General features: G+C 29.8%; 2 protein-coding genes. Both read left to right on the top strand.

Translation table 11 applies throughout. The features are described from left to right. The first annotated feature begins 149 nt into the window (after positions 1–149). Entirely contained in the window at positions 150–296 is a 147-nt protein-coding gene (locus V7112_RS18385) for a hypothetical protein (protein ID WP_335422536.1), read from the top strand. Positions 297–343: 47 nt separating this feature from the next. Further along, on the top strand, positions 344–638 hold a 295-nt coding region (locus V7112_RS18380), incomplete at its 3' end, for a hypothetical protein (RefSeq protein ID WP_335422532.1).

The following is a 638-nucleotide window of genomic DNA, read 5'->3' as shown; positions in this document are numbered from 1 at the left end:
ATTATCGCTTATTTTTGTTTAAGTTATTAAGCCAATGATACAGGAGAGTTTAAATGAACATTTTTAAATAAACTCAATAAATTTTGATTTTCTAAAGGAAAATAATGTTAAAATTGAGGAATAAGCTATAGTTGTGGGAGGTTTTATAAGTGATGAAGTTTGTTGATGACTTAGCGGGAGCAATATATGATGTTTTTAAGTTTATTCTCAAGTCTATCTGCTACTTCCTTGCAGGGGGGATTATTGTTGCAATTCCAATGTACTTTATTGTTTGGTTGGTCAGTATGGTGCTGTGATTAAATTCAATTAATGAAATTTAAAGGAATCAATAGGGAGGTTTTTTATGACTTTCGTTATGGTGTTATACGGAATTATAGCAGGAGTTTTCATTTCAAAAAGAAAAATGAAAATGTCTCAAGCTGTAATACCAATGATAGCTTTCACAATTCTTTCAAGTGTTGCTTTAGGTCAAAATTATACGATGAGTTTAATACCTGAAGCCAACGATGGTATAGGAATTTCTAATTTTTTAGCTACTTTTTTATTGCCAGATGACGGTTGGACAAAAGAAATGTTTTTATCAAAATTTGAATTATATCTTGGGAGTTCTATCGCATTCATTCTTTTATACTTTATAC

It is taken from the genome of Bacillus sp. JJ1566 (assembly GCF_036962685.1).
GTDB lineage: Bacteria > Bacillota > Bacilli > Bacillales > Bacillaceae_L > Ferdinandcohnia.
This window is presented reverse-complemented; position numbering and strand designations above follow the sequence as displayed.